This window comes from Streptococcus sp. SN3 (genome assembly GCF_030439905.1).
Window position 1 is genome coordinate 1 of record NZ_JAQFJF010000008.1, and the last position, 21,569, is coordinate 21,569.

Annotated in this window: 21 protein-coding genes and 3 tRNA genes; 6 read left to right on the forward strand and 18 right to left on the reverse strand. The window is 36.1% G+C overall.

The features are described from left to right. Positions 1 to 213: 213 nt before the first annotated feature. From PCY71_RS12145 to ychF, 13 genes are all read right to left on the reverse strand, one after another. On the reverse strand, positions 214 to 699 hold the full coding sequence (locus PCY71_RS12145; protein WP_002894314.1) for a sigma-70 family RNA polymerase sigma factor: 486 nt from the start codon (positions 697 to 699) through the stop codon (positions 214 to 216). Between the two features lie 214 nt (positions 700 to 913). Further along, positions 914 to 987: transfer RNA gene (locus PCY71_RS12150), tRNA-Asn, on the reverse strand. A 5-nt stretch (positions 988 to 992) separates the two neighbouring features. Beyond that, a tRNA-Glu gene (locus PCY71_RS12155) sits at positions 993 to 1,064 on the reverse strand. A 105-nt stretch (positions 1,065 to 1,169) separates the two neighbouring features. Then, on the reverse strand, positions 1,170 to 3,149 hold the full coding sequence (gene ftsH, locus PCY71_RS12160) for an ATP-dependent zinc metalloprotease FtsH (protein ID WP_048774183.1): 1,980 nt from the start codon (positions 3,147 to 3,149) through the stop codon (positions 1,170 to 1,172). A 17-nt stretch (positions 3,150 to 3,166) separates the two neighbouring features. Next, on the reverse strand, positions 3,167 to 3,709 hold the full coding sequence (gene hpt / locus PCY71_RS12165) for a hypoxanthine phosphoribosyltransferase (protein ID WP_032913750.1): 543 nt from the start codon (positions 3,707 to 3,709) through the stop codon (positions 3,167 to 3,169). Positions 3,710 to 3,713: 4 nt separating this feature from the next. Continuing rightward, the gene (gene tilS, locus PCY71_RS12170; RefSeq protein WP_048774180.1) at positions 3,714 to 4,991 is read right to left on the reverse strand and encodes a tRNA lysidine(34) synthetase TilS; all 1,278 of its coding nucleotides are present in this window, start codon (positions 4,989 to 4,991) and stop codon (positions 3,714 to 3,716) included. Further along, positions 4,988 to 6,271 (reverse strand): serine hydrolase, encoded by a 1,284-nt coding sequence (locus tag PCY71_RS12175; RefSeq protein ID WP_048774178.1) that lies wholly within the window; start codon positions 6,269 to 6,271, stop codon positions 4,988 to 4,990. The genes tilS and PCY71_RS12175 overlap by 4 nt, the downstream gene beginning before the upstream one ends. After that, positions 6,264 to 6,392 (reverse strand): SP_0009 family protein, encoded by a 129-nt coding sequence (locus tag PCY71_RS12180; protein ID WP_002916259.1) that lies wholly within the window; start codon positions 6,390 to 6,392, stop codon positions 6,264 to 6,266. The genes PCY71_RS12175 and PCY71_RS12180 overlap by 8 nt, the downstream gene beginning before the upstream one ends. 2 nt (positions 6,393 to 6,394) lie before the next feature. Beyond that, positions 6,395 to 6,763 (reverse strand): septum formation initiator family protein, encoded by a 369-nt coding sequence (locus PCY71_RS12185; protein WP_002899511.1) that lies wholly within the window; start codon positions 6,761 to 6,763, stop codon positions 6,395 to 6,397. Next, positions 6,756 to 7,022 (reverse strand): RNA-binding S4 domain-containing protein, encoded by a 267-nt coding sequence (locus PCY71_RS12190; RefSeq protein WP_002894302.1) that lies wholly within the window; start codon positions 7,020 to 7,022, stop codon positions 6,756 to 6,758. The genes PCY71_RS12185 and PCY71_RS12190 overlap by 8 nt, the downstream gene beginning before the upstream one ends. 90 nt (positions 7,023 to 7,112) lie before the next feature. After that, positions 7,113 to 10,616 (reverse strand): transcription-repair coupling factor, encoded by a 3,504-nt coding sequence (gene mfd / locus PCY71_RS12195; RefSeq protein WP_048774175.1) that lies wholly within the window; start codon positions 10,614 to 10,616, stop codon positions 7,113 to 7,115. After that, positions 10,609 to 11,178 (reverse strand): aminoacyl-tRNA hydrolase, encoded by a 570-nt coding sequence (gene pth / locus PCY71_RS12200; protein WP_048774173.1) that lies wholly within the window; start codon positions 11,176 to 11,178, stop codon positions 10,609 to 10,611. Before pth ends, mfd begins: the two co-directional genes overlap by 8 nt. A 73-nt stretch (positions 11,179 to 11,251) precedes the next feature. Then, positions 11,252 to 12,367 carry a redox-regulated ATPase YchF gene (gene ychF / locus PCY71_RS12205; protein ID WP_048774171.1) on the reverse strand — a complete coding sequence of 372 codons (1,116 nt, stop codon included), beginning with the start codon at positions 12,365 to 12,367 and terminating at the stop codon, positions 11,252 to 11,254. 166 nt (positions 12,368 to 12,533) lie between these two features. Between ychF and PCY71_RS12210 the strand changes: the two genes are divergently transcribed. After that, positions 12,534 to 13,025 (forward strand): DUF1307 domain-containing protein, encoded by a 492-nt coding sequence (locus tag PCY71_RS12210; protein ID WP_048774170.1) that lies wholly within the window; start codon positions 12,534 to 12,536, stop codon positions 13,023 to 13,025. Positions 13,026 to 13,143: 118 nt separating this feature from the next. On the opposite strand, the gene PCY71_RS12215 is transcribed toward PCY71_RS12210, so the two are convergent. From PCY71_RS12215 to PCY71_RS12235, 5 genes are all read right to left on the reverse strand, one after another. Beyond that, positions 13,144 to 13,338 (reverse strand): DUF951 domain-containing protein, encoded by a 195-nt coding sequence (locus PCY71_RS12215; protein WP_048774169.1) that lies wholly within the window; start codon positions 13,336 to 13,338, stop codon positions 13,144 to 13,146. A 126-nt stretch (positions 13,339 to 13,464) separates the two neighbouring features. Continuing rightward, positions 13,465 to 14,601 carry a DNA polymerase III subunit beta gene (gene dnaN, locus PCY71_RS12220; protein ID WP_048774167.1) on the reverse strand — a complete coding sequence of 379 codons (1,137 nt, stop codon included), beginning with the start codon at positions 14,599 to 14,601 and terminating at the stop codon, positions 13,465 to 13,467. A gap of 154 nt (positions 14,602 to 14,755) precedes the next feature. Then, a complete protein-coding gene (gene dnaA / locus PCY71_RS12225) occupies positions 14,756 to 16,108 on the reverse strand; it encodes a chromosomal replication initiator protein DnaA (RefSeq protein ID WP_009659520.1) in 1,353 nt (450 codons plus the stop codon). A 213-nt stretch (positions 16,109 to 16,321) separates the two neighbouring features. Then, a complete protein-coding gene (locus tag PCY71_RS12230) occupies positions 16,322 to 17,083 on the reverse strand; it encodes a ParB/RepB/Spo0J family partition protein (RefSeq protein WP_048774165.1) in 762 nt (253 codons plus the stop codon). Positions 17,084 to 17,146: 63 nt separating this feature from the next. After that, entirely contained in the window at positions 17,147 to 18,319 is a 1,173-nt protein-coding gene (locus tag PCY71_RS12235) for a trypsin-like peptidase domain-containing protein (RefSeq protein ID WP_002899524.1), read from the reverse strand. A gap of 203 nt (positions 18,320 to 18,522) precedes the next feature. Between PCY71_RS12235 and rlmH the strand changes: the two genes are divergently transcribed. The 5 genes from rlmH (at position 18,523) to comE (ending at position 21,539) form a co-directional block, all read left to right on the forward strand. Further along, on the forward strand, positions 18,523 to 19,002 hold the full coding sequence (gene rlmH, locus PCY71_RS12240) for a 23S rRNA (pseudouridine(1915)-N(3))-methyltransferase RlmH (protein ID WP_048774163.1): 480 nt from the start codon (positions 18,523 to 18,525) through the stop codon (positions 19,000 to 19,002). Positions 19,003 to 19,044: 42 nt separating this feature from the next. After that, positions 19,045 to 19,118: transfer RNA gene (locus PCY71_RS12245), tRNA-Arg, on the forward strand. Between the two features lie 181 nt (positions 19,119 to 19,299). Further along, positions 19,300 to 19,407 (forward strand): hypothetical protein, encoded by a 108-nt coding sequence (locus PCY71_RS12250; protein WP_032909851.1) that lies wholly within the window; start codon positions 19,300 to 19,302, stop codon positions 19,405 to 19,407. A gap of 27 nt (positions 19,408 to 19,434) precedes the next feature. Further along, on the forward strand, positions 19,435 to 20,769 hold the full coding sequence (gene comD / locus PCY71_RS12255; protein WP_048774160.1) for a competence system sensor histidine kinase ComD: 1,335 nt from the start codon (positions 19,435 to 19,437) through the stop codon (positions 20,767 to 20,769). A 5-nt stretch (positions 20,770 to 20,774) separates the two neighbouring features. Further along, on the forward strand, positions 20,775 to 21,539 hold the full coding sequence (comE, locus tag PCY71_RS12260; protein WP_002899424.1) for a competence system response regulator transcription factor ComE: 765 nt from the start codon (positions 20,775 to 20,777) through the stop codon (positions 21,537 to 21,539). Positions 21,540 to 21,569 lie beyond the last annotated feature (30 nt).

Here is a 21,569-nt window from a genome sequence, read left to right on the forward strand (position 1 = left end):
TGACAGGTTACATATCTCTATGTCACCCTGCACTTGGTTCGTCTTGTTCAGTTTTCAAAGGGCTTTGTCTTTCGCGACAACTATATTAGTATATCACCTATACCACCAACCTGTCAATACCTTTTTTAATCTTTTTTGATTTTTATTTAATAAAAAAACTTGATGCTCTAACCTGTTCTAGAAAAACAGAAATAAAGTCATCAAGTTTGTTCATTACAAAATCGTATTATCTTGAAAATCTTTTAAGTGATTTTTTAAATCTTTAAGCATGGCTCTTCTTCCTTTAAAGCGCTCGTTGCTCATCAACCTCTGATAATTATCCAATCCAACATCATCAAGAGTTCTTTTATAATTGTCAATCGCTTCTCTGAAGGCAACTAACTCATCTAGAAACAACTCTTTTGATTTCAAACGATGACCAATCTCACTCACTTCTTCATAAGGCTGGCGGTCCAATTTGCGCTTTTGGCTTTCTTGTTTACGAATTTTATCATGTATATGATTCCTGAATTTTGTTTTGAAATAACGATAGAGTTTTTCCTCATCATTTTCAATTCCTTTTTCTTTAAGCAGAAGTTCGTATAAAACTAACATCCCTTCTTGCTCCCAATCACTATGTTCCCACAAATGAATATAATAGTCTTTCTTACACTTCCAAACTATCCATTTCACCTTCTCATAAGTAGTTCTAAAATCCATAGTTCCTCCTTAAATTTTACTTGGCTTAATTCTACTGTAAATAGAAAGCAAGATGGGCTCTTTCTTCTAAAAAGCATATTTTAGGAGCTCTTCTGACTCGAATAACTATTTTTAAGTCATTTCAGGCACATATTTAGTCATTTGGGAGGATTTATAGGAAGTCTGAAAGCAAGAAAAAAATCAAATGCTAACACATTTGATTTTTTAAACCTAGCTCCGCCAGTAGGACTCGAACCTACGACATCATGATTAACAGTCATGCGCTACTACCAACTGAGCTATGGCGGATTATATAGTCCGTACGGGATTCGAACCCGTGTTACCGCCGTGAAAAGGCGGTGTCTTAACCCCTTGACCAACGGACCATTTCTTGTCCTTCTGCAGAACATATTCCATTATATCAGCTTTTATTCCTTTGTCAATAACTATTTCAGAAAAAGAGAAAAAAGTTGGAATTTCTCCAACTTCTTCTACTCGGAACTTTTTTCTTCCATTTTCGTTTTAATTTCATCATAAGAAAGCGCATGAGCTTCTTTGTCTAATTCAAGTTCAGACTCTTCTGGCATTTTGCCAGTTTCATACAATGATTTAATCTGATTGCTATCCAAAGTTTCATATTTAAGAAGCGCTTTAGCAATCAATTTATGAGTTTCGCGATGGGACTGGATAATCTCTGCAGCTTTGTTACGAGCTTCATTAAGAAGTTCTCTTACCTCTTCGTCAATCTCATATGCAGTCTGTTCTGAAATTGATTTTTGAGGACTGGCTGCACCAAACATAGCATGATTGCCTTCGTATTGAACCGGACCAAGTTTTTCGCTCATTCCATATTCTGTTACCATACTGCGGGCCATCTGAGTTGCCTGTTCAAAGTCATTAGAAGCACCTGTTGTCTGCACATTAAAGATAATCTCTTCAGCCACACGGCCACCCATAAGACCAGCTAATTGTTCTTTCATATCTTCTTTAGATAGAAGCATTTGGTCTTCCTTAGGCAGGGCAATCATATAGCCACCAGCACGTCCACGAGGTACGATGGTTACCTTATGTACGACACGCGCATTTGACAATACCAAACCAACAATAGTATGTCCAGCTTCATGATAAGCAACCATTTGACGATCACGTTCAGACACCATCTTATCTTTCTTAGAAGGTCCTGCGATTACCCGATCTTCTGCTTCATCAATATCATCTGCATCAATGACTTTCTTGTTACGACGAGCAGCAACCAAAGCAGCTTCATTCAAGACATTTTCCAAATCAGCACCAACAAAACCTGGTGTCTGTTGAGCAACTAGTTTCAAATCAACATTTTTAGCCAGTGGCTTATTCTTAGCATGAACACGGAGAATAGCTTCCCGACCTTTAACGTCAGGACGGCCGACCAACACTTTTCTGTCAAAACGGCCAGCACGCAGCAAGGCTGGATCCAATACATCCGAACGGTTAGTAGCCGCAATAATAATGATTCCTTCGTTGCCTTCAAAACCATCCATTTCAATCAAGAGCTGATTGAGGGTTTGCTCCCGCTCATCGTTACCACCGCCAAGGCCAACACCGCGCTGACGACCGACTGCATCAATTTCATCGATGAAGATAATAGCAGGAGCTGCTTTTTTCGCATCTTCAAACAAAGAACGAACTCGGCTTGCTCCGACCCCAACAAACATTTCTACAAAATCAGAACCTGAGATACTGAAGAAAGGAACTCCAGCTTCCCCAGCAACTGCCTTAGCAAGCAAGGTTTTACCAGTTCCCGGAGGGCCTTCTAGAAGCACACCGGCAGGAATACGAGCACCTAACTTGGTGTAGCGTTTCCGATCTTTCAAAAACTCAACGACTTCTACAAGTTCTTGTTTCTCTTCCTCGGCACCAGCTACATCCGAGAAACGAACCTTAATATCTTCTTTGTTAGCAGCACGCGCTTTATTGCGACCAAAATTCATGGCACCGCGGGCACCACCGCCTCCACCTTGATTCATCATGGACATAAAGAAGAAGATGACAATCACAAAAGGAACGATGGAAGTGAGGATTGTAATCCACATTCCGCTTGAACTTTCGCGCTTTATGCTGATTTCAGTGTTATGCTCAGAGGCTAATTTTTGTAAATCAGAAATTGTAATATCTGACGGTAAAATAATACTTGTGAATTTTTCTACTTTAGAAATGTTTGGAGTGAAAAATAAAATCCCTGTATCTTCTTTCGATTCCTGAGGTGTTTTGTAAGTACCTGAAATCTCGACGACACTGCCATTTGGCTGGTAGCTCATCTCTGTGACATTATTTTCCTTAATTTCCTTCACTAATTCTGTGTAATTGATTTGCTGACTGCGACCGCCAGTATCTCCTGAGAAGAAATACTGAAACCCTGTCACTAGGACAACAATAATCAGAATATAGAGAAATGGATTTTTTATAAAACCATTATTTTGCTTATTTTTCATCTATTAATAGTAAACCTTTATTTTGTATAAACTTCTTCTTTCAAAATACCAATATATGGAATATTACGATAGTTCTCATTGTAATCTAATCCATATCCAACAACAAATTCATTTGGAATTGTGAAACATGTATAATCTGCATCAATTTCAACAACACGGCCTTCTGGCTTATCCAAAAGTGTAGCAATTTTTACTGATGCAGCATTTCTTTCCTTAAACAAATTGCACAGATTTTTTAAAGTCTGACCAGTATCAATAATATCCTCAACAAATAGGATATCACGTCCTGTGATGTCTTGATCAATGTCCTTAATAACATTAATGACACCTGAGCTAGCAGTACCACCATGGTAGCTGGAGACCAACATAAAATCAAGCTCAATATGTGTGTCAATATGCTTGATTAACTCAGCCATAAAAGGCACGGAACCTTTTAAAATTCCAACAAAAATTGGATTTTTATCTTGGTAATCTTTGGTTAATTGCTGACCAAGCTTTTTTGCAGCATCCACGATTTCATCATGGGAAATCAATATTTTTTTGATATCTTGTTCTAGCATAATTTTACCCATCTATTTTCTGAATATAAAGTACAGTACTCATTATATCACTTTTTAATGCCTTACTCAAATCACTGATAGCAATATTTAAGATTGCTAAAATTTGATGATTTTGTTCCACTACTACAGATGAATTCCGTTCTTCAAAGGAAACCTTCTTATCAATAAAAAGACGACGAAGTTTCTTGTGATGACCGTTCAGCAAAATACTGTCTCCCTCTTTTCGGAAACGGAGTGTCAGCGAAGTTTCACGCGAAACAAAAATTTTCTGTATATTTTCACCACTCAAAGGAATCCCGAATGAAAATCGATAATACCCAAACTCAATCAGATTCTCAAATTCTAACAAAATTGAATCCATTTTTAAATCGGGCTTACGACTGATTTTTCTAATTTCAAAACGCTGGTAATCTTTAACAAGCTCATAGTCTTTTTTCAAAGTGTGCTGATAATTGGCCTTAGTCTGCAGGATGTTTAAAACCTCCTCAAACTGCTGCTTGCTCAAATTCAGTCCAGAAAAGTTTTCAAGATAGTTCTGCAATAGAAAACGTTGAACCTGGGGGATTTGCTGATGAAAGACTTGGACATTTTCTATATCTAAATCTCTGGTCAAGTGAGACAAAGCGGTCTGCCAATCTTCAATTTCCTTTCCCAGATACCGCAAAGAATCCTTAAATTGTGGGTTTTCTTTTTCTAGATCCGGCAGATAAAGATTGCGAATTCGATTTCTGAGATAGTCATTTTGAAAATTACTGCTATCTTCAAAATGTTGAATATCCGGAAAGTCTGACTTATGAAAAGTAAGCAAAGGACGAATCAGCTCCCCACAAGCAAAAGGCTGGACAGCTTTCATGCCGGACAGATGACGAAGTCTAGCTCCACGCAGCAGCCGCATAAAAACAGTCTCAGCTTGATCATCTGCGTGGTGGGCAGTTACCAGAGCTGTATAGTGCCCCTCCTGCATCACTTTCCCGAAAAAATCATAACGAAACTGCCGAGCAGCATTTTCTGAAAAATTACCAGAAAAACTTGATGTAAAAATCTTTACACCAAGCTGTTCCGCAATCTTTACCAATGCCTTTTCTTCTTGATCTGACTCTGGCCGCTGTTTGTGATTGACATGAGCAATCGCAAGCTCGATAGCCAGTTCTTTTTGAGAATCAATCAACAGCTGCAGCAGTGTCATAGAATCCAGTCCACCTGATACAGCAATCAAAACTTTTCGATGGTCTTGGAAATACTTTTTCTCCTGCATTTTTTTAAGAAATTCTTGCTTAATCATTTCAGGACTCCATAGACATCGTCTGCTATCTGAGAAATATTATCGTAGGTTGCATTATTAGTAAAAATGACAATGATAAAAGGAGAATCTGTATAGACAATCGCAGCATCATGCTTGAAATCATAGGCGTCGCCAATTTTATGAGCCACTTTAGCATCAATATTTTTAGAAATCCGCTGATTATCATAATTTGTCTGAGACAAGGCATCGATAATCATGCCATTTTGCTCATAGATAGCTTCTAAAATATTTCCAGTCATACGTGAAGAAGCTTGTCTTTCTTCCACATCCCATTTCTTTCCAGCTATTTTGTTGATTGTCTGCTGAAAATTTTTATCAGATTGATTGGTTGCATAATAGCCTAAGATATTGTGGGCGACGTTATCTGATTCTTTGGCCACTCGATTTATCAAATCCTGAACTGAATATTCCTTGTCATCAGCTGACTTAGCAATACTGCCACTTCCTTCTGGTTCATAAGCACCTGCAAAATCATTGACTGCTCCAATATACTTGAACTTCTGATCTAACGAAAATTTTTTCTGATCCAGCTGTTCCTGCACATAGTAAAGATAAGGCAGTTTGGTCACACTGGCCGAATACATCTCTTGATCTTGATTTATGCCTGCTTCTTTGCCTGTGTCCAGCTGTTTGACATAGATAGAGTAGTCCGCCTTGTTATACTTACTGCTCAAAATTTCTTGAACTTTGTCCATTCGATTATCAGTTTCATCCAGAAATTCCATAGAAACCCAGCCCTGTCCTTCAATCTGGGCAAAAGTTCCTTTGACTGTCTGGACAATTTGGACAATGTTTACTTTTGTATATGGAGCTACCGTTGTATTGATTTTTTTAGCTCCGTTGATATTGGCTTTATCATAAAGAGTAAAGCCGGGTTTCAGCCACATTTCTTGATGGATATCTTCGATTAACTGGACAGTATCTTCGTAAATTGTATTTTTATCCGCTATCACAAACTGCCCATTTTTCAGCTTGAAAATCGGGACTCCTTCTTCATTTACATAAAATCCTGTTATCTGGATAGGCTGGTCTGGAATTAGCTTTCCAGCAATCTTACTCAGAGTAGAATCTGTAAATGTAGGAGTTTCTTCATAAACATTAGGATTTGTCGGGATGCTATCATAATAGCGTCCATACGCAGTGCTTGTAAAATGATATTTTTCTTCCTCGTCTAATACGAAATCTTTTTCGGTACTAATAACTGTGATACTGCTAAATAAAGCTGGCAGCAAAAATATCAGTAACAAAAACTTACGCATGTTTTCCCCTTTCCTTTTGATTTTCTTGAAGTTTCAAAGCTTGATTTTTTTCAGACAGTTCTTCTAATTTCTCATCTGAAAAGGCCAAGAACTGCTCAATTGTTTTTAGTAAATCTTCCATAACTACTGCGGTAATAAATCTGGGATAGTATAAATGTACTCACCCTCTTTTGAAAAAGAGTATTTAGCGCGTGCATACTTAGCAGCATAGCTGTCATCTTTTAACTTTGTTGCTATATCAGATTGATAGACCTTTTCTTCGCTGAGTGTCTGATATTTCTCCTGGAGTTTAGAATACTGTTCACGACGCTGCAGCAAGGTTTGATAACTCTGGTACAAATTATAGGTAGGTAAAATAAATAAGAGGATCACCAAAATCAGAACCCAGCCCATAAAACGGTTGCGTTTCCGCCGTTCCTGATCCACATATCTGCGGCGTTGATTTTCATCTTGAATAAAACGATTATTGAGTTGGACGATATTTTTAGGCATCTTCTTCTATCCTTGTTTCACTGACTATTTCGTACATTTTAGCTGCATCTTCTTTTTTGGTACTATCTTTCATCTCCAGAACCTTTACAGTCAAGAGTTTATTACCAAAGCGTACTTCAACCAAGTCATCCACTTTCAAATCTGTTGAGCTCTTAGCCAAGATACCGTTCACTTTTATCCGGCCCTTGTCAGCTACTTCTTTAGCCACTGGACGTCGCTTGATAATCCGTGACACTTTCAAATATTTATCTAATCTCATCCTATTACCTCATTTTCTCTTAATTTATTATTCTACCATTTTTTGAGAAAAATAGAGCTTAAAAAGCCAAACTTCACTGAATTGTAACCTTTATTCTGCCTTGCGGTGTTTAATTTCCAGCATCTTTTCTCCAAAATTAACTAGACCTTCTAAAATCTCATAATCTTTTTTGTTCCTCACATCAAAAATCACTTCAATTAAGCCATTTTTTTCACCAATTCGAGCTTTTAAATTCGTCATCGAAAGTGCTTCAAAATAATCCTGCGTTAGATAAAGTTGCTGCGAAATCTTCTCAAAATGAATAATTACTGCATTCTGCTGGCGTTCCACTGACTTTACAAATGCCTGATCTAAATAAGACTTAGCAAGTCCAATCTCCAACAGATAGGCTACAACATCAGGGTATTCACCAAAGCGATCAATCAATTCATTCTGTAGATTTTCATAGTTTACACGACTGTCAATCTCACGAATTCTCTTGTAAATTTCAATTTTCTGTCTTTCATCAGAAATATAGTCACTAGGCAGATAGGCATCAATCTGCAGATTAATCTCTGCATTGCTCTTTTGACGCTTATTCTCTCTCCCCTGCTTTTTAGCAATGGCTTCTTCTAGAAGCTGTGAATACATTTCAAAACCAACAGAATCAATAAAGCCAGATTGCATACTTCCTAAAATATTGCCAGCCCCTCGAATAGACAAATCTCGCATGGCAATCTTAAATCCAGAACCTAACTCTGTAAATCCCTTAATAGCCTCTAGACGCTTTTCAGAAACTTCTGTTAGGATCTTATCTGGTCTGTACATCAGATAAGCGTAGGCAATCCGATTACTGCGGCCAACCCGTCCACGAAGTTGATACAAGGTTGACAGCCCCATATGGTCAGCATTTTCTACAAACAAAGTATTGGCATTTGGAATATCAACTCCAGTTTCAATAATGGTTGTGGTCACCAAAATATCGTATTCTCCATTGATGAAATCCAGTAAAGTATTTTCTAAACGAATCTCACTCATTTGACCATGAACATAGCCTATAGAAACTTCTGGGATTAACTCTCTTAATTCCGAAACTTTCTGTTCAATTGTGTCAACCTTGTTGTAAAGATAGTAAACCTGTCCACCTCGGTCTATTTCACGTAAGACAGCTTCTCGAATTACTGTAGGATTGCTTTCTAAAACATAGGTCTGAACAGGATAGCGATTGGTAGGCGGGGTCTCAATGACTGACAAATCGCGTATCCCCAGCATAGACATATGAAGAGTTCGAGGAATAGGAGTTGCTGTCAAAGTTAAGACATCAACTTTCTTTTTCAATTCTTTTAATGTTTCCTTATGTTTAACTCCAAAACGCTGCTCCTCATCAATGATGATTAAACCTAAATCCGCAAATTCTACATCTTTTGATAAGAGTCGGTGGGTTCCGATGATAATATCAACTTGTCCCTTCTGCAGCTTCTCCAGAGTCTGTTTTTGTTCTGCTTTACTCCTGAAACGGCTGAGTACCTCGACATTAACCGCAAAATCATTAAAGCGTTCTTTAAAGTTAGTATAGTGCTGCTGGGCTAAAACCGTTGTTGGTACTAATACAGCCACCTGTTTATGATCGTTGACAGCCTTAAAAGCAGCCCGCATAGCTACTTCTGTTTTTCCAAAGCCGACATCACCAACTAAGAGCCGGTCCATTGGACGACTGCTTTCCATATCCTTCTTCACTTCCTGAATACTTCTTAGCTGGTCCTCTGTTTCAACATAGGGAAAATCATTGTCAAATTCCTCTTGATTAGAATCATCCGTTGAGAAAGCAAAACCTTTTAGCTGGCTGCGTTCAGCATATAGTTTAATCAAATCATCCGCAATATCCTGAACCTGATGCTGAACTTTTTGCTTACTCTTCTGGAAGCGACCGTCATTTAGCTTATTTACCTTAGGTGTTTTTCCATCGCTGGCAACATACTTTGATAGGAGATCAATCTGGTCAACTGGAATCGAAATACGATCAGAATTTTGATATTGAATCGTCAGATAATCACGGTGGACACCAGATATTTCAATCGTTTCTATTCCCAAATAACGTCCTATCCCATGAATATTATGGACAACATAATCCCCTTTTTCTAGCTCATTATAATCTTTCAGTCGTTCGGCATTTGAGATATTCTGTCGCCGGATTTTTCGTTTTATTTTCTTGTGAATAATTTCGTACTCTGTAATAAGAACAATTTTCTCATCTACGAAATTAAAACCCTGAACAAGATTTCCTTCTATAAGCTGAACTGCATTTTTGTGAATCTCAGCCTCTTTTATATAGTCTAAATGAATATCATATTCCTGTAAATTTTTATGTAAACTTTGTAAACCTACCGAAGAATTTGCTTGTAAAATTATTGTATAGCCAGATTTTTTATAACGATTAATCTCTTCCTTGAACAAGGGAAACTGGCTGAAAAATTCTTGCATTGGGTACTGATTGAATTGATACAAAGCATCAAATTTCAGATTTCCCAAACCTTTTTGAAAGCTTGAAAAGAAGGTTGCTGGTTTATATTGACGATAATCTTGGTACTTATCTGCAAAATATTTCTGACTTGATAAAGCTTTACAATTTTGTAAATTATCTGTCAACAAACTAGCTGTTTCCAGTTCAAATTGAGCATGTCGATCCACAATTTTTTGAAAATCATCAAAAAACACAGGACTATGAACAGGCAAGTAGTCTAAAATAGTCCATTCTTTCTGATAAAAATAAGAAAGGAATTTGCGAATATCTGCATGATGGAACTCCTCTTTGGCACTTATTAGTAGCTCTTCTAAGTAAGATTTCAAAGCAGGATCAACAGCTTTTTCTAAAATAGCTTCCAGATTTTCCCGTCCTCGAGCATAATCTTTCTCAGAAAGCAGGATATCAGAAGCAGGTTTAATCAAAATACTTTCTATGTTATCAATTGAAGTTTGATTTTCTGGATTGAAAATCCGAATACCATCAATTTCATCGCCAAAAAACTCCAGGCGATAAGGTGCCTCTGCTGAGCGCTCAAAAATGTCTAAGATGTCTCCTCTTAGACTATATTCTCCCTGACTTAAAACTTGAGACACCTTCTTGTATCCTGAACTTGACAACATCTTTACAAGATTATTTAGGTCATATTCTTGTCCAACTGTCAAATTTATATTGGTATTTTTAAAATCAATAGGATCAGGCAAGAGTAATTTGCTGGCTGCGACATTAGTAACTAGAATTCCAGACTTTTGATGGTCTATTAAAAAGTTTAGAGCATCTAATCTCGAAAATATTTTTTCCTGTGAAGCAAAAACAAATTCTGCTATAGGAGTATCATCTGCTAAGAAAGTATAGACCTTGTCTTCTCCCAACAAAGAAATCAAATCACTAGCCAAACGATCTGCTTCATTTTGACTAGAAGCCAGCACAAGGATTTTATCCGCTTCTTCTAATCCAGCCGCTATAGTAATCGCTTTTGTTGATGCAGACAGTCCCATTATCAACTGTCTGCTGCTTTTATGGAGATTTTTCTTCCAATCTGAAATTTGCTGGTTTTGACAAAATAAGTCAATCAGGTTCATTTTATTATCCATTGTATTTCTGCATTGTTTGTTCAAAATTGCCTGACTGTAAATAATAATTTACAGCATTGTCAACCTTATCAAGAGTCTTCAGAATTGTTATATAATTATCTGTATCAAATTTTCCTAGAACATGGTGAACCACTGTCATACCTTCTTTTGGACGGCCAATACCTATCTTTATCCGTTTAAACTCTTGAATTCCAATGTGTTTGATAATAGATTTAATACCGTTATGGCCACCAGCTGAACCCTTGCTGCGCAAACGAATCTTACCAACTTCCATATCCAAATCATCATAGATGACCAATAAATCCTCTATATCTAAACCATAGTATGCCAGTAAAGCTTGAACGGCCTTTCCGCTCTCATTCATAAATGTAGTTGGTTTGACAAAATAGACTTTTTCACCATTTAGAAAAGTAGAGGCGATATCTGCTTGAAAGATTTTATCAGCTGTAAACTTTAAATCAAGATCTTTACAAATCTTGTCAATTAGCATAAACCCAATATTATGTTTCGTTTCAATATATTTTTCTCCTGGATTTCCCAGACCGACTATTAACTTTACCATTTTTCTCCTTTATAGAAGCCAAAAGGGCTGGAAAAAAATTTCCAACCTAGAATTTTTAGACTTTACAAATACTTTACACATTAAATCTAAATTCCATAATATCGCCATCTTGAACGATATATTCTTTTCCTTCTTCGCGCAAACGTCCAGCTTCTTTAACTGCTTTTTCGCTGCCATAGTGCACTAAGTCATCATAAGACATAGTCACTGCTCGAATAAAGCCTTTTTCAAAGTCTGAGTGAATAATGCCAGCTGCTTGCGGAGCTTTCATTCCACGCTTAAAGGTCCAAGCACGCACTTCCTTTTCACCAGCTGTAAAGTAGGTTCCAAGTCCCAACAGATGATAAGCTGCTCTGGTCAGTTTATCCACACCTGATTCTGTCAAGCCGATAGCTTCCAGAAATTCTGACTTATCTTCATCGTCCAATTCAGAAATCTCTTCCTCTGCACGTGCTGAAATGACAACAACTTCAGCATTTTCTGTAGCTGCAAATTCACGAATCTGCTTCACATAGTCAATATTATCTAGATCTGCTACCTCATATTCACTGACATTGGCCACATAGAGAACCGGCTTAGTCGTTAAAAGAAAGAGTCCTTTGACGATTTTTTGCTCTTCTTCTGTGAATTCAATTGTACGAGCTGACAGACCATCTTCCAGGACAAGCTTAATTTTCTGTAAAACATTAAATTCTGCCACTGAATCCTTATCTTTTTGAGTACGAGCCATCTTCTCTACACGCGCATAACGTTTGTTAATACTTTCTAAGTCTGCTAAAATCAATTCTAGATTAATGGTCTCAATATCTGCCATTGGATCTACAAAATCAGATTCACGGCCTTGTTCCCGCATGACATTTTCATCATCAAAAGCACGTACTACATGAACGATAGCATCTACTTCACGGATATTAGCCAAGAATTTATTCCCTAGTCCTTCTCCTTTTGAAGCACCTTTCACAATTCCAGCAATGTCAGTAAACTCGAAGGTTGTTGGAACCTTCTTCTGTGGTTTGATGAGTTCTGTTAATTTATCCAAACGAGCATCCGGAACTTCTACCCGCCCGACATTTGGATCAATTGTCGCAAAAGGATAATTAGCTGCTTCTGCACCTGCTTTTGTAATTGCATTAAATAAAGTTGACTTACCAACATTGGGTAAACCAACGATTCCTGCTGTCAAAGCCATTCTTATCTTCTCCATTCATCTTTTCAATCCAAACCATTATACCATAAATCCTTATCCTAAACAGCGGATTTTAGTTATTTTTTCTAGCTTTCTTTACAAAAATGTAAAATAAATTGAAGAAAAAAATGGTATAATATAGCTAATATTCTTATTAAAGGAGTCCCTAATGAAAAAGAATACTTTCAAAACACTTTTTCTTTCCTTCCTTGCGATTTCCGCTTTGTTTGTTTTAGCTGCCTGCAGCAGTCCTAAAAAAGCTTATTTCCAGCTGATTGACCAAAGTACTAAGCAAGATAGTCGTATCACTGTTGAATATAAAGGTGATGAGCTTCTTATAAACGAAACAAACAACACCTTCTACTATAAACCAGTTGGCTTGACAAAAGACACTGCTAAAGAGCAGACAGAAGCCTATGCTAAATCTATTGAGGGTATCAAAGGATTAACTCATAAAATCGAGTACAAAGATGATTATCTAACTGAAAAACTGACAATTGATTTCAGTAAAGCTGATATTGAAGAACTACAAAGTAAACAGCTTCTTCAAACATCTGGTAATCAAAAAGCTGATTACATCAGCTATAAAGAAACTGCTAAATTACTCGAAAAAGCAGGTTATAAAGAAGTCAAAAACGGTAAATTTGAAAATCTTAAATAAAAGCAAAAATGGATAGGACTTAAAAAGTCCTATCCATTTTTGCTTGAAAAATTAAATCTAAATCTGATCTTCAGCAATGCAAATTAGTTTTCCACAATAACATACGATGAGTTTTCGTCTAATCAATTATTTTCTTCATTTTTCTTTCAAAATCGTGACGACTCATCATTACAAGATGTTCACAATTGGTGCAACGGATTTTGATATCTGCACCAACCCTTGTGATTTCCCAGCGATTCGCCTTTTTCCCAGTCGCTTTTACGGTGCAGGCATGGGGCTTTTTCATCTCTACAAAATGACCAATTTCATACATTTTTTTCTCCTTTCAAGGAACTATCATTGTCCAGGAAGAAAACTTAAGCATCTATCGTACTTTGTAAATGAAAAGACCTTAGGACCAAGAAGTAAAAATCTTTAACTTGGCCTACTGCTTTTCATCTTAATTAGTTCTGACAGGTGTAATCAGCTGAATAAAGTTTTCTGTGTCTTCACTCGGTACCAAGGTGAAAGGACGAACGGATGAGATAAAACTAATCGTTACTTTTTCACTGTCAATGGCCTTCAAAGCATCAATCAGATAAGTTGGATTAAAGCTAATGGTCAAATCTTCGCCAGTTACACTTTCTGTATCAATTTCTTCGTTAACACGGCCGACCTCTGGTGAATTTACATGGGCACTGACAATACCGTCTGCAATCTCCAATTTAACTGTTCCATTCTGTGTGGCATTAGACAAGAGACGAGCGCGTTCCATAGCTGCACGTAAATCAGAAGTATTAAAAGTAAGGACACTCGTAAATTCAGTCGGAATCAAACGATCTGTATCTGGATAATTTCCTTCTAAGAGACGGGTGTAGAAGCTGATATTTTCGCTTCTGAAAAGAATTTGATTGTTAGCAAAGAAAACCTCTACCGTTTCAATTTCATCGGTAAAAACAGCCGTAAATTCCCGTAAAGAGCGACTTGGAATGACTACGTCGAAATTATCTCCGTTTTTCTCCAGAGTAATTTTCTTTTGACTCATTCTGTGGGAGTCTGTTGCAACTGTTTTCAAAGAACGGTTATCTGTCAAAACAAAGTGAACACCAGTCAAAATTGGACGGCTTTCTTGAACACTGGCTGCAAAAGCTGTTTCGTTAATGACATCTTTGAGAATTTTTGTTTCAAGAATCAAGGGATTGCTGGCAGAAATTTCCTGGATTCGTGGATACTGGTCAGCGTCTTTTCCTTTCAGGGTAATCTCTGATTTGCCGCTAGTCAAGACGATTTGTTTTTGTTCAATTTCTTTAAAATCCAAAATAATATCTGGCAAGCTGGAAACAACATTAATAAAGAAAGTCGCTTCTAATAAAATTGAACCTGTTGAGTTGACAAGCAAGCCTGCATTTTCATTTTGAGTAGAAATAAAGTTTTCAATCGACACTTGACCATTTGAACCGATTAAGGTGATTCCTTCTTTGGTAACATCGATTTTTACAGTAGAAAGAATAGGAATTGCATTTTTATGGCTGATAGCCCTTTTAGTGGTATTTAAAGCTTGTAAGAAGAGATTTTTATTAATAGAAAAATGAATCATGGGATCTCCTTTTTATTTATGATTATAAGATTAATAGTAATAGTAGTTTGTGTGAATTATGTGGAAAAATAGTTTCATCCTTATTCTAACAAGTTTTGAGACTTGTTCACAAAGTGTGGATAAGTTTTGAAAAAATTCTGTAGTTTTCCACACGCTATTTAATTTTATTTTTGATGCTTTCAATTTCTAAACGTAAATTGTCGTCTGACTCAATCATGGTTTTGATTTTTCCATGTGCATGGATAACGGTCGTATGGTCTTTCCCACCAAACTCACGACCAATTTTAGGAAGACTATTGTCAGTCAGCTCACGAGTCAGATACATAGCTACCTGTCTAGCTAAAACGATATTTTGTACTCGACGGCTGCCTTTCATCTCTTTGACACTAACACCATAAAATTTCCCAACTTCAGACTGAATCTTATCAATCGGGATTACTGTTACCTGGCTTGAATCCTGCTTGCGAGCTCGAATAGCTTCCGCAGCGATATCAATAGTGATTTCTTTTAGATGTCGAACTCTAGCGATGAGACTGATGTCATTCAAAGCACCTTCCAAGTCGCGGACGTTGGAGTCGAATTGTCCTGCAAGATATTCTAAGGTATCATTCGGGAAAATATAATCTAAATCTTCTATTTTGTTTCGCAGAATTGCAATTCGTGTTTCAAAATCTGGCGGTGTAATATTCTGAGTTAATCCCCATTTGAAACGTGTTACCAAGCGTTCTTCCAAATTATCCAGATGATCAGGACTGCGGTCGCTGGTTAAAACAATCTGTTTATTTTCACCATGAAGAGCATTGAAAGTGTTGAAAAATTCTTCCTGAGTTGAAACTTTTTTCCCTCCCAAAGATTGTATGTCATCAATCAGCAGAAGATCCAGACTACGATAGATTTTTTTAAAGCTATCCATCTCTCCCAATCTTAAATGTTCAAGGAAGTCGTTAATAAAGGTTTCAGCCGGTATATACTTGACACGCGCATCTGGAATATTTTCTAAAATTTGATTGCCAATAGCATTTAATAAATGAGTTTTGCCCAGGCCAGGTCCTCCGTAGATAAAAAGAGGATTATAGGTTGTGGCTAGATTCTCAGATACCGCTAAGGCAGCAGCTTTAGCCCAGATATTTCCGTCTCCCTGAACAAAATTATCAAAGGTATATTTTGACTTTAAGCCAGTATCAATAGGTGGCAAGCTTGGCTGAACAGTGCTGATTTGAGGACTGGTTACTGCAGATTTCGGAGTTTCAGTGTTAGTTTCTTCTTCAAAAATATATTTTCCAGCAATCTGATCATTAAAAATTTCAAATCCTGCAGTAAGAATAACTCCTACTAAGTTTTGCTCCCAAAATAGTTGTTTTACTGGACTATCTAGGAAAATAACAGCTTGCTTTTCTTCAACTTTGACAAGCTTGGCTTCAGCAACAAAGAAATCATAAGTTGTCTGTTTTAGCTGAGCATGAGCCAATTCTAAAATACGATTCCAAAAGTCCTGTTCTTTGGTCATAACTTCCCTCCTTTTCTATAATTTTCTGATTCATACGCATCTTATTTTATCATAAAGGTTCAAAGTTTTCCACAAGAACTGGAAAAGAATTCACATTGTTAGCTGAAGTTATCCACAGAATGTGAATAAAGCTAAAATTTCTTATTTTAATAGGCTTCCTAATTGATTTAACAGTGGATAATTTTGTTATTTTAAAAAAAGAAAATAACAGTTTTATTTAAAACTGTTTATAATTCTTTGATATTCTTCTTCGCTTTCAAAAGGAATAATCAGCTTTCCTTTACTCTGGTTTTTTAACTGAATAGAAACTTCCAGACCGAGAATTTTTTTAATTTTTTCCTCTTCAGATTTAGCAAACAGTTCTTTATTAGATTTCTTTTTGATGCTCTTTTTTTTCTGGAGAAGCTTTTCAACTGCTCGAACCGATAAATCTTCTCGACAGATCTTTTCCAGCCATAGTAACTGTTCCTCTTCTTTCAAGGGAACCAGTAGGCGAGCATGTCCTTGAGAAATCTCTTCTTCCTTGATAGCTTGGCGAACTTCTTTAGACAGCTGTAAAAGTCTGACAATATTGCTGATATAGGGTCTAGATTTTCCCATAATTTTAGCAATTTCATCATGTGTCAAGCCTTTGTCAATCAAATTTTGATAAGACTCAGCTTCTTCTATAGGATTCAAGTCTTCTCTTTGAAGATTTTCGATAATGGCCTGTTTCAGCATTTCATCATCAGATAATTCTTTGACGACAGCTGGGATCGTTTCTAGGCCAAGAAAAGAGGTAGCTCTAAATCTCCGTTCTCCTGCTAAAATTTCATAACCAAAAAGTGAAGATTTCCGAAGAATGATTGGCTGAATGAGACCATTTTCTTTGATTGATGCTGCCAATTCTTCAATCTTTTTTTGTGAAAATTGTTTACGAGGCTGATAAGGATTGGTTCGAATGTCTTTAAGTGCAATATATTGAAAGTTTTCCATTTGTATATAGAATAACACACCTTTACGATTGTGTAAAGGTGTGTTGACAATCTTGTAAATAGGTTAATTTGAGCTTAACTCTTTTGTTGATTTAGTGAGTTTGATTTTGACTGTTTGAGATTTACCATCTCGATAATAAGTAATCTCTACCTCATCTCCAATGCTATGCTTGTAGAGAGCAGACTGAAGGTCACTAGTGGATTCCACATCTGTGTTATCTACTTTTGTAATGACATCATTTTTTTGAAGTTTGCCATCAGCAGGCATCCCTTGCTGAACAGAGCGAACAAGAATACCTGATTTCACTGAAGAAGGAAGATTTAATTTAGAAAAATCAGAAGTTGTTAAATTAGATAAATCCATCATTTGAATTCCTAAAGCAGGACGTGTGACTGTTCCATTTTTCTCTAGTTGATTGATAATATTTACGACATCATTAGACGGAATCGCAAATCCCATCCCTTCAACAGAGGTTTGCCCATTTGTTGAAATTTTACTTGAAGTAATCCCAATAACTTGTCCTTGGATGTTAATCAATGGGCCGCCAGAGTTACCAGGATTGATTGCAGCATCTGTTTGCAGTGCAGTTGTTGAAATATTTTCACCATTTTCAGATTGTAACGTAACGTTTCTGCCTAGGCTAGAAATGATTCCTTGTGTTACAGAGTTAGCATATTCTGTTCCAAGAGGACTTCCGATAGCGATAGCTGTCTCACCAACTGTCAGAGAACCAGAATCTCCAAATTCAGCGACATCAGTTACTTTTTCAGAGCTAATTTTAACGACAGAGATATCTGAATAAACATCTGATCCAACTACTTCACCTGGAACCTTGTTTCCATCAGCTAGCAAGATATCTACATTAGTTGATCCGTTCAGAACGTGGGTGTTGGTTACCAGATAGGCTGATTTTCCATCTTTTTTATAAATTACGCCAGAACCTTCACTGGAGATTTGTGATTCATCGTTGGAAGATTCATCATTGATAACGCTGCTAGAAGATTCAGCATAAGTAATTACTGAAACAACTGCATTTTGAACCTTTTTCACAGCTTCTGAAATATCTGTAGAGTTTTTATATGAAGTAGCTACACTAGTTGTTGAATTTCCATTCATTTTTACACGTGAAGTTACTAATGTAGTAACATAATTTCCTAAACTTCCACCGATAAAACCTACAATTAACACTGCAAAAAGCAATAAAGCCTTTTTGATGGCATTTGAAGAGTTTTTCATGTTTTCCTCCTTGAATTACAATTGATGAAATTATAGTTAGCTAAACTTAATTATAACTTAAATCCTCTAAGTTTTCCACACCTTGTGGAAAACTTAGAAAAACTGTTGATAGGCATTAGAAAATACACAGATTAGCCGATTCCCAGATAAATTTTACTTGTTAATAAAGTGTGAAGTATAGATGAATATGATAGAATAAACTTATGAAAATAAAACTTGTAACAGTTGGAAAACTGAAAGAAAAATATTTAAAGGATGGAATTGCTGAATACATGAAGCGTCTCAATCGATTCTGCAAGGTAGAAATGATTGAGCTAGCGGATGAAAAAACACCTGATAAAGCTAGTGATTTAGAAAATCAGCAGATTCTTAAAAAAGAAGGAAATAAAATTCTTGCTAAAATCAACGAGCGTGAATTCGTTATTGCTTTGGCAATTGAAGGAAAGCAATTTCCGTCAGAAAAGTTTAGTCAGCTCATGGTGGATACTACAGTGCATGGCTTTTCTGATATCACTTTTGTTATTGGGGGAAGTTTAGGTTTATCTCCTGCAGTAAAAAAACGGGCAAATCTTCTAATGAGTTTTGGCAAATTAACGCTACCTCATCAACTGATGCGCCTTGTTTTAATAGAGCAAATCTATCGAGCTTTTATGATTCAGCAGGGGAGTCCTTATCATAAGTAATCTTGACGGCAACCCTATTTTCTGATAGAATGAGATGGTATTGGTCTCATAGCTCAGCTGGATAGAGCATTCGCCTTCTAAGCGAACGGTCGCAGGTTCGAATCCTGCTGAGATCAGAAAGGTAAAAAAATGCGAAATATTTTACAATATTTCGTGTTTTTTTCTTCTATTTTTTTGGTATAATGTCATTTTGGGGATAAAAAATGACATTTCAGGGAAAATTGTCACTAACTCTTTCTATTTTTCTATAATGATAAATGTAAGGTGACTTACAAGATAAAAAGATAGGAGATAGTTATGAAAATCTATTCTTTTCAAATTGCTGCAAATAGCAATTCACTTGTTCAAACCTTTTGGGATATAAGAGGTATTCCAAATCCATGGGATTGGATTTTTGGAAGATAAGAATTTTAAAGTTTAGGGGAGAAATTTATGTCACTTGAAATAATAGGATTAATTGTTCATCCTTTTATTAATGTAGCTGCATTTTTAGTGATTTTATCAAAAATCACTAAAATTAAGCATACTTACTTTTTTGTAGGTGTTTGCTTTGGTCTTGAGATTATAATTCCGTTTATAATTGCTTTTTTAGGGCATGTGTTTTCATTTGAAATCTCATTTCCATCATATGCACTGTCATTTTTTCTCCCTCTATTTATAGTTTGGTATTTTTGTAGAGTTGAAAAAATTAAAAAATATCAATCTTTCTTACTTTCCTTCTTTTTATGTCTGTCAATTGATAGTTCTACTACTTTCTTTTCAGTTATTATTTCATCTGTTTTAGGAGATGATTTTGTAGCTCAGTACATGGGCTTGTTTCTGACATGTATCAACTTAATATCCTTGTTCTTTATGGTAAAGGTTATTGATATTTTTGATTTCAGAATAGATTATCTTAAAAGAAGTTTCTTTAAATCTCAGATCCTGATGATTAGTAGTTTATATGCAATGAATTGGCTGATTTTAAATCTCTCTCACTGGATTAGTAATATAAAGCATTTCAACAGTTTTAGCAGTATGATTGCTACTATTTGTTTCTTGGCCTTTCTTTCTACCTTGGTGACGTTCAAGGACAGCCGTGAGAAATACGAAAAAGAAGAGCATTTGCGTCAAAAAGAATCTGAACAGCTTCGACTTCAGGAATATACTGATGAAATTGTGAGATTGTACTATGAAATCAAAGGATTTCGTCATGATTATGCTAGCATGTTGACGAGTATGCAAGTGGCTATTCAAACTGGAGATATCAAGGAAATTGAGCACATTTATCAAGAGGTCTTGGCTGATGCAAATTTGAACCTGCGTTCAGATAAATATACAGTTTTTGATTTGAATAATGTAGGAGATTCAGCTTTAAGAAGTGTCATGACCGAGACAATCTTTCAAGCGCGTGAACATCAGATTCAGCTGACTTTTGAAGTTAAGGATAAAGTGGAACGCCTTCCAATCAAGTTGTTAGATCTTGTGAGAATTGCTAGTATTTTATTAAATAATGCTATTGAGAGTGCCATTGACAGCCTGGAAAAAATTGTCCATGTTTCTCTGGTTCAACTGGATGATAGAACCATTTTTGTTGTTCAAAATTCTCGTAAAGAAGGAAAATTGGATTTGGAAGAACTCTATCAGCCCGAGTTTTCAACTAAAGGAGAAAATAGAGGCTATGGATTGAATAACATCAAGGAAATTTTAGATAGGTATGAATTTATAACTCTTGATACACAAATTGAGCCAAACAATTTCACACAGATTTTAACAATTAGGAGATAGAATTTATGAAAGTGTTAGTTTTAGAGGATACCGTATCTCATCAAGTCAGGATGGAAACGACATTAGCAGAAATTGCTGAGGAACTTGGAATTGACATCCAGGTTCAGGTTACAGGAAAAATAAAAGAATTCAAAAAATATATTGAAAATGGAGACGTTAACCAGCTTTATTTTTTGGATATTGACATTAAGGGGGAGGAAACAAAAGGGCTGGAAGTAGCTCAATTTATCCGTCATCATAATCCTTATGCCATTATAGTTTTTGTAACCTCAAAATCTGAATTTGCTACTATGACTTTTAAATATAAAGTATCAGCACTTGATTTTATCGATAAAGATATCAACAATGATGCTTTTAAAAATAGAATCAAAGACAGTATTCTTTACACTAAGAGTACACTAATTGAAAATACCAATATGGTAGATTATTTTGAATATAGTTATCGTGGCAATGATGTTCGAATGCCTTATAACGATATTTTATATATCGAAACGACAGGGAGCTCTCATAAACTTCGGATTGTCGGTAAAAATTTTCTTAAGGAATTTTATGGAACAATAACAGATATTCAAGAAAAAGATCAGCAATCCAAACGATTTTTTTCACCACATAAATCTTATCTGGTTAATATTGGCAACATTGTTGATTATGACAAGAAAAATCGAGAAATTATTTTTTACGAAAATCATCGCTGTCCGGTCACTCGTTTAAGAGTGAAATATCTGAAAGATATTTTCGAAAATAAAGGGAAAAGAGTTGACAAAGCTTAAAAACCTGATATAATGGAATATGTTCTGAAA

Bases quoted from the DNA above. Each gene is read 5' to 3' on its own strand.
- PCY71_RS12250 (WP_032909851.1), top strand. From the start codon at position 19,300: ATGAAAATCTATTCTTTTCAAATTGCTGCAAATAGCAATTCACTTGTT.
- dnaN (WP_048774167.1), bottom strand. From the start codon at position 14,601: ATGATTCATTTTTCTATTAATAAAAATCTCTTCTTACAAGCTTTAAAT.
- dnaA (WP_009659520.1), bottom strand. From the start codon at position 16,108: ATGACCAAAGAACAGGACTTTTGGAATCGTATTTTAGAATTGGCTCAT.
- PCY71_RS12190 (WP_002894302.1), bottom strand. From the start codon at position 7,022: ATGAGATTAGATAAATATTTGAAAGTGTCACGGATTATCAAGCGACGT.
- PCY71_RS12145 (WP_002894314.1), bottom strand. From the start codon at position 699: ATGGATTTTAGAACTACTTATGAGAAGGTGAAATGGATAGTTTGGAAG.
- PCY71_RS12235 (WP_002899524.1), bottom strand. From the start codon at position 18,319: ATGAAAAACTCTTCAAATGCCATCAAAAAGGCTTTATTGCTTTTTGCA.
- PCY71_RS12185 (WP_002899511.1), bottom strand. From the start codon at position 6,763: ATGCCTAAAAATATCGTCCAACTCAATAATCGTTTTATTCAAGATGAA.
- PCY71_RS12230 (WP_048774165.1), bottom strand. From the start codon at position 17,083: ATGGAAAACTTTCAATATATTGCACTTAAAGACATTCGAACCAATCCT.
- rlmH (WP_048774163.1), top strand. From the start codon at position 18,523: ATGAAAATAAAACTTGTAACAGTTGGAAAACTGAAAGAAAAATATTTA.
- pth (WP_048774173.1), bottom strand. From the start codon at position 11,178: ATGGTAAAGTTAATAGTCGGTCTGGGAAATCCAGGAGAAAAATATATT.
- PCY71_RS12175 (WP_048774178.1), bottom strand. From the start codon at position 6,271: ATGCGTAAGTTTTTGTTACTGATATTTTTGCTGCCAGCTTTATTTAGC.
- tilS (WP_048774180.1), bottom strand. From the start codon at position 4,991: ATGATTAAGCAAGAATTTCTTAAAAAAATGCAGGAGAAAAAGTATTTC.
- PCY71_RS12210 (WP_048774170.1), top strand. From the start codon at position 12,534: ATGAAAAAGAATACTTTCAAAACACTTTTTCTTTCCTTCCTTGCGATT.
- comD (WP_048774160.1), top strand. From the start codon at position 19,435: ATGTCACTTGAAATAATAGGATTAATTGTTCATCCTTTTATTAATGTA.
- ftsH (WP_048774183.1), bottom strand. From the start codon at position 3,149: ATGAAAAATAAGCAAAATAATGGTTTTATAAAAAATCCATTTCTCTAT.
- hpt (WP_032913750.1), bottom strand. From the start codon at position 3,709: ATGCTAGAACAAGATATCAAAAAAATATTGATTTCCCATGATGAAATC.
- mfd (WP_048774175.1), bottom strand. From the start codon at position 10,616: ATGGATAATAAAATGAACCTGATTGACTTATTTTGTCAAAACCAGCAA.
- PCY71_RS12215 (WP_048774169.1), bottom strand. From the start codon at position 13,338: ATGTATGAAATTGGTCATTTTGTAGAGATGAAAAAGCCCCATGCCTGC.
- comE (WP_002899424.1), top strand. From the start codon at position 20,775: ATGAAAGTGTTAGTTTTAGAGGATACCGTATCTCATCAAGTCAGGATG.
- ychF (WP_048774171.1), bottom strand. From the start codon at position 12,367: ATGGCTTTGACAGCAGGAATCGTTGGTTTACCCAATGTTGGTAAGTCA.
- PCY71_RS12180 (WP_002916259.1), bottom strand. From the start codon at position 6,392: ATGGAAGATTTACTAAAAACAATTGAGCAGTTCTTGGCCTTTTCAGAT.